This window comes from Bacillus sp. JJ1127, assembly GCF_036965845.1.
Taxonomy (GTDB): domain Bacteria; phylum Bacillota; class Bacilli; order Bacillales; family Bacillaceae_G; genus Bacillus_A.
Genome location: NZ_JBALQK010000174.1, coordinates 4,239 through 16,175, shown reverse-complemented (window position 1 = coordinate 16,175; position 11,937 = coordinate 4,239). Strand labels below are relative to the sequence as shown.

Genomic DNA, 11,937 nt, shown 5'->3' with positions numbered 1-11,937 from the left:
AAAAATTAAAATAGATTTATATAACTAGCAGTGAAGAAGAAGCTCCAATTTATCCCGCTATTTGCGGGTAGCAATACCCCCATCTCAAGATTCAGAGAAAAGAGAGGAAGATAGTTGGAGATAATCTGCCTGTAAAAGCCCGATTGGTGAAGGCTCTCCATCAGTGGAGGATGAAGAAAACTTCCATTCTACAGTTTCACTTTATCAGAAAATGTGCAAGAAAACCCCACCTTGGAAAACGTATCAAACGTGGCTTGTATCGTACAAAAGAGAACAAACTACTGAACGCAGATGTGAATGGTTCCTATAATATCCTAAAAAAAGCAGTTCCAAAGGCATTTGCCGATGGAATAGAGGGGTTGTGCCGTCGGGCAGCTGTGTTAACTCCACTCGTGTTAAGCATCTTTTGAAGATGATACACGAGCCCCCCCACTTTAAAATCCAAAGGGGATAAGTGGTGGGAGTTTTCATACTGCGAACCTAAGGAATGGGGTTAAGCAAATTTTATTTTTGGATAATAATGTACATTAATACCCCAAGTATGGATGAAAAGAAATTTGCTCCTGATAATAAGAAGGTGCCTGCTGTATATATGTTTGATTAGAATATGCTGAGTTATACATTTCATTTCGGTTTTGATTACAGTTTGTTGGGGGGCCGATGACAGTAGTAGACTGAATAGGAGATATAGCTTGTTTCCATTGTTGTTCGTCAAGACAATAAGTATGGGCCATCACATTTGCTGGAGTTAGTCTTAACATATCAGATCCAAAAATAACTTCTGGCGTAGGAGCATCAAAGATTGCTAATAAATGTGTATTATCTACAGAAGCAATTTCATAATGCCACCAGCCTTGTGGAATATTAGCAACTTGACCTGGTTTGATAGGGAAATTAAGGATTTGATTTGTAAAGGGGTTAAGTAACGAAACGACAGCAGCTCCCGAAATACAATAAACAAGTTCAGCAGCATTTTGATGGACATGGGGTTCTACAACATTACCTGTGCTTAGGAAAATATCCAGTAAGGATGTATTTTCTAATGTATTTAATTGTTTAATTCCAAGTACATTTATATAGTTTTGCGCATCTTTTTTAAAGAAATTACTTGTGCTTAAATCGAAAAAAGATAAATTTTCTGAAATGTTAATGAGTATTTCGGAAAATTTAAAAGAAGGCGCACAATTCTTTGTGGAGTATAAGATTAAGAATGCTAGTGATCTTAAGGAATTTTCTATGCGCATGAAAGAATATGAGTCAAAAGGTGACTCATATATTCACGAAATCATCATGGAGTTAAACAAAGCATTTATCACTCCTATTGAACGTGAAGACATCCTGCAACTTGCAATGAGCATGGATGATGTATTAGACGGATTAGACCACAGTGCTGGTTTATTCGAAATGTATTCTATCACTGAAGCAGATGAATACATGATTAAATTTGTTGAAGCAATTAATCAATGTGCGATTGAGATTGCCGCTTCTGTAGAATTAATGTCTAATAAGAAATTGCTTGATATTCGCACAAACGCGATTAAGATCAAAGATTACGAATCGCAATGTGATGATATTCGTCGTCATGCAATTAAGCATTTGTTCTCTCGCGAGAAAGATCCAATTAAAATCATTCAGTACAAAGAGATTTACGAAGAATTAGAAGAAGTAGCTGATAGCTGCCAAAGCGTAGCAAACGTGTTAGAAACAATTATTATGAAGAACGCATAAGGAGTTTGATCATGGATACAGTCTTGATTTTAACTGTTTTAATAGTCATTTGTGCTTTAGCTTTCGACTTTATTAACGGATTCCATGATACAGCGAACGCCATTGCGACAGCTGTTTCTACAAAAGCTTTGAAGCCGCGACATGCCATTATTATGGCTGCTATTATGAACTTTTTAGGTGCAATGACATTTACAGGTGTAGCAAAAACAATTACAAAAGATATTGTTGACCCGTTTGCTTTAGAACACGGTTCATATGTTATTTTAGCTGCTCTGCTTGCTGCAATTGCTTGGAACTTAATCACTTGGTACTATGGAATCCCAAGTAGTTCTTCGCATGCAATTATTGGTGCAATCGCAGGTGCTGCAATTGCTTCTGCTGGTGTAAGTGCTATTAACTTCAAAGGATTTATTAAAATTATTGAAGCTTTAATTATTTCACCGATTATCGCATTTGTTATTGGTTTTATTGTGTATAGTATTTTTAAAGTTGTCTTTAAAAACTTTAACTTAACGAAAACCAATAAAAACTTCCGTCTATTCCAAATCGGAACGGCAGCATTACAAGCTTACACACATGGTACAAATGATGCTCAAAAAGCAATGGGAATTATTACTATGGCATTAATGACAACTGGTCTCCATAATTCTAGTGATATTCCGATATGGGTTCAATTCTCATGTGCAGTTGCAATGGGTCTTGGTACTTCTGTTGGTGGATGGAAAATTATCAAAACTGTCGGTGGACAAATTATGAAAATTCGTCCTGTAAACGGAGTAGCTGCTGATTTATCATCATCTCTTGTAATTTTCGGAGCAACATTTATTCATTTACCAGTTAGTACAACGCACGTTATCTCTTCTTCTATTTTAGGAGTAGGTGCTTCTCATCGTGTAAAAGGTGTAAAATGGGGAACGGCACAACGTATGTTAATCACATGGGTTATTACGCTTCCGATTTCAGCTTCATTAGCTGCTTTATTTTATTACCTATTACATTTCATGTTCTAATCAAAAGAAAAGTCGTTTTCCTTATTTTTCTAGGAAGGCGACTTTTTTGTGAACAAACCTATTTCTTAAGAAAAGTGTGTATAATGAGTGTTGAATGAGTTATACAGAGGAGTTGTCAATTTTGGAATACATCATGTTACTTTTCATTGGTTTACTCGCAGGAACAATCGGGAGCCTAGTTGGGCTTGGTGGGGGAATTATTATTGTCCCTTTACTAATCGGACTGCATAGTCTATCACCACAGCTCGCAGTTGGAACTTCAATTGTGACGGTCGTTTTCACCGGTTTATCTTCTACTCTTACTTATATGAAGCATAAGCGAGTAGATTATAAAAGTGGACTTATTTTATTTATTGGTAGTGGTCCTGGTGGCATTATTGGATCGTGGGCAAACAGATTTTTAAATCAGGATACTTTCTCCTTATACTTTGGAATCTTCCTTATTTTCATATCGATCCTTCTCATGTTACGCGATAAATTGAAACCTCTTTCCCTATCAAATGCAACTGTTATTAAGCGCTCTTTTACAGATGCTGAGGGTAACACTGTTCATTATCAATTTCCACCGTTTCTTTCTATCATTATCGCATTTGCAGTCGGTTTCATATCTGGATTATTTGGAATTGGCGGAGGTGCACTGCTTGTTCCAGCAATGATGCTTCTCTTTGCTTTCCCAGCACAAATCGCTGTCGCAACTTCAATGTTCATTGTCTTTTTATCTGCGGTTGTAAATTCTTTAACCCACATCTCTTTTGGAAATGTTAGCTGGATTTACGCAGTAATTCTTATTCCTGGCGCTTGGGTTGGAGGAAAAATCGGTGCTTATATTAATACGAAATTAAGCGGTAATGCTATAATTAATTTATTACGTATTACATTGATTATTCTTGGTACTAAATTAATTATTACTTCATTTCTATAACGTGTTCTTTTTAGAATACGTTTTTTTATTATACACACGAATATAAAAATGTCCCTAACAGGACACATAATACTGCGCACACGCACAACAACATCAAGTTTGAAATATGTAATTTGTTCAAGTTGATCACTCCTATACTTGTGACTGTTATCCTTATGATAGCGAAAAAACAGGTACCTTGCCGTTACAATGTGCTAACAATGCAAAATCAATTATTACAAATTTCATCTGTTTGTTGCATACAGTTGTATAATCTATCGATTCAATAAAAAAAGATGTCATATTGACATCTTTTTAGTGAAGGAGTGACCACCCCATAAAATCTTCATGTACTTGACGTGCTCGTTTATCATTTCGGTCATACAGTTCAGCATAACTATCTGTCTCTTCATCATAAGCCATTGTATAAATAATTTGGCCATCTATTTCCACTGATAGAACGACTCCACCTTTCATCTCCTCCACATGTATGATGGCATTAGCTGGAATTTTCATATCAGTCATCTTCGCATCTAACAATATACTAACCCCCCTACAGCGTATTCATTGCTAGTACTATTACACACTAAATAGTATACTACTGTAATAGCATACATTTCGTCAATAAAATTGCTGTTTTGTAAGCTTATCTTCTTTTATATTTATATTTTTAATACAGAAACACTATAAAACGGTTAAAATGAACCAGTAGAAATGCTTAAATGAGGTGCTAACATTGATTTTACATAAAGGAGACATATTATTTCGTCAAGGTGAAGAAGGGCCATTATACTTTATTAAAAGCGGTCTATTGAAAGTTGTTCGATTACAAGAAGATGGAACACCATTTTTATTTAACATCATTGTTCCTGGTGAAACAATCCCTCACCATTCTTTAATTTCACCAAAGGAGTATCATGGTACAACAATTGCTTTAATGAAAACAGAAGTCGAGCCTATTATAAGTAATACATGGTATGAAAAACTACAGGAGAATCCAGAATCATATGCTGATATCGCCATGCAACTACAAACGAAATTACGAATGATGCAAGAGCGAATTGATCAATTAACAACAGTTTCTCCAAAAGAACGACTCCATCGTTTACAAGAATGGTTTGCGTTATATTTAGGAGAAATTCCTATCTATGAAATATTAACACAAACCGAAATTGGTCAACTCATAGGAGTACGACGCGAAACAGTAAATCGCTTATTACGAGAGCAAACAAAAAACGAGGTGCAATAACACCTCGTTTTTTCTTTATAACCCCATTCTTATATAGCAAGGTGGTAGTTACTATTGTAAGCTTGCTGCTGGTCCAAAAAATTCATAATGAATACGCTCAGATGGAACGCCCCACTCTAGTAATGCCGCATGAATATGTTTCATAAATGGTACTGGACCACAGAAATAAAATTCAGCTTCATTTGTCGGAACGATAGATTGTAACCAAGCTAAATCAACAAATCCTTCCTTATCAAAGTTTTTCACCTGTAAATCTTGTTCTGTTGGTGAAGAGTAGCAAGTATATACTTTTACTTGTTCGTGTGTTTCAGCAATTTTCTGCACATAATCTTTCATTGCATGTACACGGCTGTTTAATGCTGCATGAATAAAGTATATATCACGATTCAACTCTTGTTCAATTAAAGTATTAAACATACTCATCATCGGCGTAATACCAACACCACCACTTATTAATACAACCGGTAAGTTTGAATCCATATTTAATACAAAATCTCCCGCTGGTGCACTTATTGGTAAAATATCACCTTCTTGCACATGGTCGTGTAAATAATGAGATACCTTTCCATCTGGAGTATCTGCAACCGTTTCACGTTTTACACTAATACGGTAATAGTCTTTTCCAGAAGCATCTGATAGACTATACTGACGATTGTGTGTATATGTTTCGCCTTTTATATTAATTTGAACCGTTACATACTGACCAGGTAAGAATGTTGAAAGTTCTCCACCATCTTCCGGTTTTAAATAAAACGATGTAATTACGTCGCTTTCTTTTTCTTTTTTCACAACGACAAAGTTACGGAAATCTCTCCAGCCGCCTTCTTTCTTCGCTGCCTCTTCATACATTCCTGCTTCAACACTAATAAATGCATCAGCAATAACACCATAAGCTTCTCCCCAAGCATTTAATACTTCCTCTGGCGCCCCTGCAACTTCTTTAATTGCTTGTAATAAGCATGTACCTACAATTGGATAATGTTCTGCTTTAACGCCTAAACTTCTATGTTTATGAGCAATTTGTTTTACAACAGGAATGATGACTTCTAAATTATCAATATATGTCGCTGCCGCATACACAGCGTTCGCTAATGCTTGTTGTTGTCTACCTTTTTTCTGGTTTGTATGATTAAAAATATTCAATAACTCAGGATGCTCTGAGAATAAAATTTGATAAAATCGTGTTGTAATCTCAACACCTTTTTCTTGTAATAATGGTACTGTTGATTTTACAATTTCAATCGTTTTTGCACTTAACATGGTATCCCACTCCTTTATTTTCTTAACTATTGTTAGTGTAAACAAAATATACAATGAACGTTGTGATTTTAATCACTATAAACACGGTGTTTTTGCGAAAAATATATGAACGATTCAAATTACTCTCACATTACTGCTATTAAATCACCCTGTCCATACTTTACCTATCGTTCCCACAAAAAAAATAAGCTAACCAAAACAGGCTAGCTTATGACTGCGATTGTAGGACTTGTTCAATGACCTGTACATCTTTTCCGTCTCCAAACTCTGTGTATCCCCATATATTTGTTTCACCTGTATATTTATTTACAAAAATGTCTAAATCGTGATAAACACGGTGAGCATAAACTACATATTCAATTTTCCTAGTTTCTATACCCTTTTTCATTATTTCATAACTTCGTCTTACATCTCGCTTCATCTTCTCATTTTTTATTTCTTTATGTATATCTTTTAAAGACGGTTCTTGTTCTTGAAACCACTGCACAAGGTGATTCCAATCCCCTTCCGTATACTTCTCAGCTTTACCATAATTTAAGAAGTTGTTATAATTTTCATGTGTCGTGCGGATGAATTGTAATACATTTTTCTTTTCCTCCACACCCTCCACGTTTGGTATTGCAGATACGCCAGCAGGTTTATTTGCATAGTATAACAATACTTTCATACATCCATAGCTTGCAATTCCCATCACGATTATAGTTCCAAGTATGGCAAATATTTTCTTCATATACCAAACTCCTTTTCCACTATGAACATTACATTTTTTTTCACAAATCGTTATATTTGTAACATTCTCTTGTAAAAACGGAATTCCTGTATAAATACTTCTCATCATTTCGACACTGTTTTTCTACACATTTCGCTGCGGCAAGTATTCCTGTAAAATGAAATGCCCTTTGTAAGCAGCATAACCTAATATTGCAAGTAATCCCATATAACAAACAAACACTATCCACCTTGTTTTAGCATCTACTTTATAATAATCTTCTTGTTGTTTCTTTTCTTTTTTCCATTCATTCATTTTTCTTTCTGATACTTCTAATGCTTCTTTTATCCGAAGTAAATGTTCTTCTTTTTCATCTTCATACGGTACATAATCAAACTGCTCAAATTTTGGTAATAAGTACCCCAATACTTCAATCCTTTGACGCTCTCCTGTTTCTAACCGATTCTCTTTTTCTTTTTGCTTTAATAGATTCATTTCATGATGGATCATATAAATTGTTCGATGTACGGCTTCTGTTTCTTGAAATTCCTCTTGAACTTTGGCAATATATGTTTTCATCACATCTACTTTATAGCCTAGTTCTTCTATCGGTTTATTTCGCTTCATTATTCTATACAGTTCCATACAACCTATTATAAAAATAAAACCACCCATAATGCTTTTGAAAAAAATAGAATAACCCAGTAATACAACCAGACCTACGATCCAAATTTTTGTACTTACAACGGAAATAATTCGTCCTCCATCTAACGGAGAAACCGGAATCAAGTTAAAAAAGTTCAACATACTTCCAAGTAAAATAACAAGGGCCCAAAATGGTTCATTTGTTATCATATAGAGCGGAATAGCTGGTAAAAATGATAATAATCCAAAAAGAGGCCCCATGTATGCAAGATATGCTTCATCCTTTGCATTTTTCGGCAACTCTTTCATGCCAATAAGAGCACCCATAAATGGAATGAAAATTGCTGGAGATGTCGGTATACCTTTTCTTCTTGCTGCCCACAAATGTCCCATTTCATGAACAAAAAGCAGATAAATCAGTGCTACACCAAATTTCCAACCATATATAGTTGCATATGCCCCAAGTGAAAGTAACATACTAAACACCGTTGAAAATTTTGCGAATTTTAAAATTGCAAATACCCATTTCAGCTTAGAAAGCAGAAATATTCCTACTGCGGCTAAAATTCCCCATAATCCTTTTGTATTATTCTTTTTCATATTCCTCTCCTTTGCTCTCTCTTTTTTTTCCATTATGCCATATTTTTTTATTTTATTGGAAATCATGTTTATAACATCCAAATTTAGACGAAAATAACATTGAAAGGAGGTTGCACAAAATGACATTACAATCTTTCATAATAGGTACTCTTTCCTTTTTAGCTTCCACACTTATTTTTTATACAGTTAGTTATGTACTACTATTAGATTGGTTACCAAATCACCTATTAATTTCCTTGATTGTTCTTTCTGCTCTTATGATTTCTTATCTTATTACACGAAAATCAATTAATGAGCCTTCTACAAAAACAAAATAATAGAGTGGGCCTTCGGGCTCACTCTATTATCATTTCCTAGGAAAAATTGTATCTATCTTTGTAAATTCATTTTTTCACCATAATCTTTTACAATTTGAATAATATTTTGAAATGTACCGACTTTTGCTTTATTATGATTTAATACTTGTAAATCATAATGATCATAATAAGTTTCTAATGCTTTTAGCTGAGAAGTTGATGCACTCTCTATAGGTACAGTAAGGTGTACTTCATACTTTTTATATCCTTCTCTAACTTTTTCTCCTACAATAGGCCCACTCATTTCTTTTTCGACTACCTGTTGTACTTTTTCCGGAAAGATCAATTGAAAATAATACTCTCCTTCTATTTCTAACGTTTTATATAAAGAATCCGAGATGGTATAAAATATAGTGTAGTTTATTTTTTTCTCATCCGTTTTAATATGGAAAGCAGTAATTTGCATGTCCTTTTTTGTCACTTCTGTTAAAACGTTCCCTTTTGTATCATCATTTTTCTGCTTTTCACCAATTGGAAGTATAGATAAAAGCTTTTCTGTATCAGACTTTGTAAGCATATACGTCCCTTTTTGATTTTGCAGCCAACCCTCGCGTGATTCTCCTCTAAGCCACGCACGATACGTTTCCTTCTTTCCATTCTTCTCAACTTGTATTTCATACTCCGGTTCCCCAAAACTTCCTGTTATCTCTTGTTTCTCAGCTTTATTCATAATATCCACTACAATCTTTGCTTCTTCCTGTTTTAAAATCTTTTCTACCTTCCCTTTTTGTATAATCGTTACTTGTAAGGTTTCCTCCATACGAATCACCGTCTCTTCTACTTGTTTTTTCTCCTTTTTTTGCTCCATTTGACCACATGATGCTAATAACAAGACAAATAAAAGTAGTGAATATTTCTTAATCAACCCTATTCCTCCCTATTTAGCATAAGAAATGCTTATTATTCTTAACAATAAAACAAAAAGGAAGCCTCACATCATTTTGTGAGGCTTCCTCCTTTCATAATCTAATTTTGCAACACTCTTGATAGCCTCCACTTCTGGCCTGTGCACTTCCACACTTCGGACATACTAAATATCTAGATTGATTTGTCAACAAACTACCTTTTTGAAAGAGTAACACTTCTGCTTGTTTAAACGAACGCGAATAATATAACCATATAAAACCACAAATGGCGATAATCCCAAATAACACTCCCATCGCAAGCATTTCAGTCACCTCTTTTTGGTTTGTTTTTTTCCAGCAAGTGGATTGTTGTATTATTCTCTATAAATTTTAAAAATTCCTGCTTTCCTTTTCGATTGTCATATTTCTCAAAAAATTTAACAATCCCCCATACAGTTTTACATACTTTTTACAAAAAACAATTCCTCTCCCTCATACAATAAAGTGAAAGCTTTTGCACATTATATTCACTCAATTTCACACATATAAGCCGCTGCTATACAGAATAAAGTATGACCTGCACTCTCCTTCTCCCTTTGCTTTCACCCTTGCATGTGACAGGAAAAGGACCTGTCCGCTTCTATGCATGGCCAAATGCTCCCGTCCCCCTAAAAAGAAAGGGGTTTTTAGGTCGGTTTTTCAACTTGTATTTATATAGATACATCTCTTTAAAATTTTATTCAAAAAATCTATTGACTTTACTAAAAAAACATGTGAAAATACTGTCAGAATACTTAAACAAAATTCATTGACGAGAACGAGTACGTTATAGGGCTGTTCCCCAGAGAGTTGGCATTTTGCTGAAAGCCAATGTTCAGTACGTAACCGAAAATCATCTCCGAGAAGTAGAACCGAAGAATGTAGTAAGTTCTTACCGGCTGTCCCCCGTTACAAGGAACACGTATCATGTTGTACGTTGCAAAGCCGTATACATATAGATATTTCTACATGTATAAATTAGGGTGGTATCGCGGGTAAATATAACTCGTCCCTTTATTAAGGGACGAGTTTTTTGTATTCTTACGGATGAATTTTTATAACAGGAGGAACAACAATGAACACCGTATCAAAAAAACATGTATTTTTCACGGGTCTTATGCTATTTTCTTTATTTTTTGGGGCAGGTAATTTAATTTTCCCTCCAATGCTTGGGCAAAATGCTGGTGAACACTTTTGGCCAGCTATGATTGGATTTTTATTAACAGGAGTTGGTTTACCATTATTAACTGTTATTGCAATCTCTCTTTCAGGAAATGGAATGCAGCAACTTGCAAGTCACGTTCACCCAATATTCGGAATTTTCTTTACGGTTGTTGTCTATATTGCGATTGGTCCATCTATGGGAATTCCACGTGTTGCTAACGTCGCTTATGAAATGGGCGTTAGCTCCTTTTTACCAGAAGCAGTTCGTACTAGCGAGTTAACATTATTTGTTTATACCATCATTTTCTTTGCCATTGTATATTGTCTCAGCTTAAATCCTTCTAAACTAGTAGACCGGATTGGGAATGTATTAACACCGATTTTATTATTTTCTATTTTCGTATTATTTGTAAAAAGTGTTTTTACACCACTTGGACACTCAGGTCCAGCAATGCAAGAGTATCAAACTTCTCCTATTTTCAAAGGATTTATGGAAGGCTATTTAACGATGGATACGATCTCAGCGCTTGCATTTGGAATTATTGTCGTGAATGCAATCCGTTCTAAAGGTGTAGAAAATCACAAATCAATTGCTATCGCAACGGCAAAAGCAGGACTGGTTGCAGCTACTGGGCTTGTACTTGTATACGGGGCACTTGGTTGGCTTGGTGCAACTAGCGTTTCTCTTGGATATGCAAAAAATGGTGGTCAATTACTTACGGTTATTGTTCAACAATTATTTGGTCCTTACGGTCTTGCTTTATTAGCAGTTATCGTTACATTGGCTTGTTTAACAACATGCGTTGGACTTGTATCGGCATGTAGCCAATATTTCTCAACATTATTTACAAAATTTTCATACAAAAGTCTAGCAGGTATCATTTGCGCATTAGGACTTCTAGTAGCAAATCTAGGTTTAACAAAAATCATTGCGATCTCTGTTCCAGTATTACTTGTTGTATATCCAATCGCTATCGTACTCGTACTATTATCACTACTCCATAAATACTTCGGTGGTTACCGCTCCGTTTATGTCGGTGCTTTAATCGGAGCTGCAGTTGTGAGTGTATTCGATGGATTAAAACAAGGAAATATAACAGTCACATTCCTTACTTCTTACTTTGAATTGATCCCTTTATATTCTGAAGGAATTGGTTGGCTCTTACCAGCACTAACAGGAGCAATGATTGGTCTTATAGTCGCCAAGTTAAAGGGGACAAAGCCAGTACCACTAATGAAAAACTCCTCTGAACTTAAAGCATCTTAATCAAAAACTCCCCTTAAGGGAGTTTTTGATATTTGATAGGAATCATGATTAAAACTACTTACTCTATATGCTTTCGTATAATACTCAAGATTCATATCAACCGTTTCTACTTTTACCACATCATAACAATCTTTTTGTTTTACTAGAAATATATAAATCCATTT

14 protein-coding genes and 1 other annotated feature are annotated in these 11,937 nt (G+C 35.0%); of the genes, 6 read left to right on the top strand and 8 right to left on the bottom strand.

What is annotated here, in order from left to right; genetic code table 11:
- Nucleotides 1-527: 527 nt before the first annotated feature.
- On the bottom strand, nucleotides 528-1,244 hold the full coding sequence (locus V7183_RS17210; RefSeq protein WP_438825178.1) for a cupin domain-containing protein: 717 nt from the start codon (nucleotides 1,242-1,244) through the stop codon (nucleotides 528-530).
- Between V7183_RS17210 and V7183_RS17205 the strand changes: the two genes are divergently transcribed.
- The 3 genes from V7183_RS17205 to V7183_RS17195 all read left to right on the top strand — a co-directional run bounded on the left by V7183_RS17205 (nucleotide 1,144) and on the right by V7183_RS17195 (nucleotide 3,660).
- Nucleotides 1,144-1,728, top strand: a complete 585-nt coding sequence (locus V7183_RS17205; protein WP_335360271.1) for a DUF47 domain-containing protein — start codon at nucleotides 1,144-1,146, stop codon at nucleotides 1,726-1,728. The genes V7183_RS17210 and V7183_RS17205 overlap by 101 nt on opposite strands.
- A gap of 11 nt (nucleotides 1,729-1,739) precedes the next feature.
- Nucleotides 1,740-2,738, top strand: coding sequence for an inorganic phosphate transporter (locus tag V7183_RS17200; protein WP_097897291.1), 999 nt, complete (start codon nucleotides 1,740-1,742; stop codon nucleotides 2,736-2,738).
- A gap of 121 nt (nucleotides 2,739-2,859) precedes the next feature.
- On the top strand, nucleotides 2,860-3,660 hold the full coding sequence (locus V7183_RS17195) for a sulfite exporter TauE/SafE family protein (protein ID WP_097897292.1): 801 nt from the start codon (nucleotides 2,860-2,862) through the stop codon (nucleotides 3,658-3,660).
- A gap of 294 nt (nucleotides 3,661-3,954) precedes the next feature.
- Here the strand turns inward: V7183_RS17195 and V7183_RS17190 are convergent, their stop codons facing one another.
- A complete protein-coding gene (locus V7183_RS17190; protein WP_335360270.1) occupies nucleotides 3,955-4,179 on the bottom strand; it encodes a hypothetical protein in 225 nt (74 codons plus the stop codon).
- Nucleotides 4,180-4,375: 196 nt separating this feature from the next.
- On the opposite strand from V7183_RS17190, the gene V7183_RS17185 reads away from it, so the two are divergent.
- Nucleotides 4,376-4,888: a Crp/Fnr family transcriptional regulator gene (locus tag V7183_RS17185; RefSeq protein ID WP_097897294.1), complete on the top strand. Its 513-nt coding sequence runs from the start codon at nucleotides 4,376-4,378 to the stop codon at nucleotides 4,886-4,888.
- A gap of 51 nt (nucleotides 4,889-4,939) precedes the next feature.
- Here the strand turns inward: V7183_RS17185 and hmpA are convergent, their stop codons facing one another.
- The 3 genes from hmpA to V7183_RS17170 all read right to left on the bottom strand — a co-directional run bounded on the left by hmpA (nucleotide 4,940) and on the right by V7183_RS17170 (nucleotide 8,102).
- Complete coding sequence (gene hmpA, locus V7183_RS17180; RefSeq protein ID WP_335360269.1) at nucleotides 4,940-6,148, bottom strand: NO-inducible flavohemoprotein; 1,209 nt, start codon at nucleotides 6,146-6,148, stop codon at nucleotides 4,940-4,942.
- A 208-nt stretch (nucleotides 6,149-6,356) separates the two neighbouring features.
- The gene (locus V7183_RS17175) at nucleotides 6,357-6,878 is read right to left on the bottom strand and encodes a hypothetical protein (RefSeq protein ID WP_097897345.1); all 522 of its coding nucleotides are present in this window, start codon (nucleotides 6,876-6,878) and stop codon (nucleotides 6,357-6,359) included.
- Nucleotides 6,879-7,001: 123 nt separating this feature from the next.
- Entirely contained in the window at nucleotides 7,002-8,102 is a 1,101-nt protein-coding gene (locus V7183_RS17170; RefSeq protein ID WP_097897346.1) for a site-2 protease family protein, read from the bottom strand.
- 119 nt (nucleotides 8,103-8,221) lie between these two features.
- On the opposite strand from V7183_RS17170, the gene V7183_RS17165 reads away from it, so the two are divergent.
- Entirely contained in the window at nucleotides 8,222-8,419 is a 198-nt protein-coding gene (locus V7183_RS17165) for a hypothetical protein (protein WP_097897296.1), read from the top strand.
- A gap of 52 nt (nucleotides 8,420-8,471) precedes the next feature.
- Here the strand turns inward: V7183_RS17165 and V7183_RS17160 are convergent, their stop codons facing one another.
- Nucleotides 8,472-9,266: a hypothetical protein gene (locus V7183_RS17160; protein WP_438825179.1), complete on the bottom strand. Its 795-nt coding sequence runs from the start codon at nucleotides 9,264-9,266 to the stop codon at nucleotides 8,472-8,474.
- A 151-nt stretch (nucleotides 9,267-9,417) separates the two neighbouring features.
- Nucleotides 9,418-9,627, bottom strand: coding sequence for a hypothetical protein (locus V7183_RS17155; protein WP_097897298.1), 210 nt, complete (start codon nucleotides 9,625-9,627; stop codon nucleotides 9,418-9,420).
- Between the two features lie 475 nt (nucleotides 9,628-10,102).
- Nucleotides 10,103-10,359: a binding site (T-box leader), on the top strand.
- A gap of 58 nt (nucleotides 10,360-10,417) precedes the next feature.
- Here V7183_RS17155 and brnQ3 point away from each other — a divergent pair.
- Nucleotides 10,418-11,773: a branched-chain amino acid transport system II carrier protein BrnQ3 gene (gene brnQ3 / locus V7183_RS17150; RefSeq protein ID WP_335360267.1), complete on the top strand. Its 1,356-nt coding sequence runs from the start codon at nucleotides 10,418-10,420 to the stop codon at nucleotides 11,771-11,773.
- On the opposite strand, the gene V7183_RS17145 is transcribed toward brnQ3, so the two are convergent.
- On the bottom strand, nucleotides 11,770-11,937 hold a 168-nt coding region (locus V7183_RS17145; RefSeq protein WP_335360272.1), incomplete at its 5' end, for a DUF3992 domain-containing protein. The genes brnQ3 and V7183_RS17145 overlap by 4 nt on opposite strands.

Excerpts from the sequence above, each read along its gene's own strand:
- V7183_RS17205 (WP_335360271.1), top strand. The coding sequence starts at position 1,144 with ATGTTAATGAGTATTTCGGAAAATTTAAAAGAAGGCGCACAATTCTTT.
- V7183_RS17210 (WP_438825178.1), bottom strand. The coding sequence starts at position 1,244 with ATGCGCATAGAAAATTCCTTAAGATCACTAGCATTCTTAATCTTATAC.
- V7183_RS17200 (WP_097897291.1), top strand. The coding sequence starts at position 1,740 with ATGGATACAGTCTTGATTTTAACTGTTTTAATAGTCATTTGTGCTTTA.
- hmpA (WP_335360269.1), bottom strand. The coding sequence starts at position 6,148 with ATGTTAAGTGCAAAAACGATTGAAATTGTAAAATCAACAGTACCATTA.
- V7183_RS17175 (WP_097897345.1), bottom strand. The coding sequence starts at position 6,878 with ATGAAGAAAATATTTGCCATACTTGGAACTATAATCGTGATGGGAATT.
- V7183_RS17170 (WP_097897346.1), bottom strand. The coding sequence starts at position 8,102 with ATGAAAAAGAATAATACAAAAGGATTATGGGGAATTTTAGCCGCAGTA.
- V7183_RS17165 (WP_097897296.1), top strand. The coding sequence starts at position 8,222 with ATGACATTACAATCTTTCATAATAGGTACTCTTTCCTTTTTAGCTTCC.
- V7183_RS17160 (WP_438825179.1), bottom strand. The coding sequence starts at position 9,266 with ATGGAGCAAAAAAAGGAGAAAAAACAAGTAGAAGAGACGGTGATTCGT.
- V7183_RS17155 (WP_097897298.1), bottom strand. The coding sequence starts at position 9,627 with ATGCTTGCGATGGGAGTGTTATTTGGGATTATCGCCATTTGTGGTTTT.
- brnQ3 (WP_335360267.1), top strand. The coding sequence starts at position 10,418 with ATGAACACCGTATCAAAAAAACATGTATTTTTCACGGGTCTTATGCTA.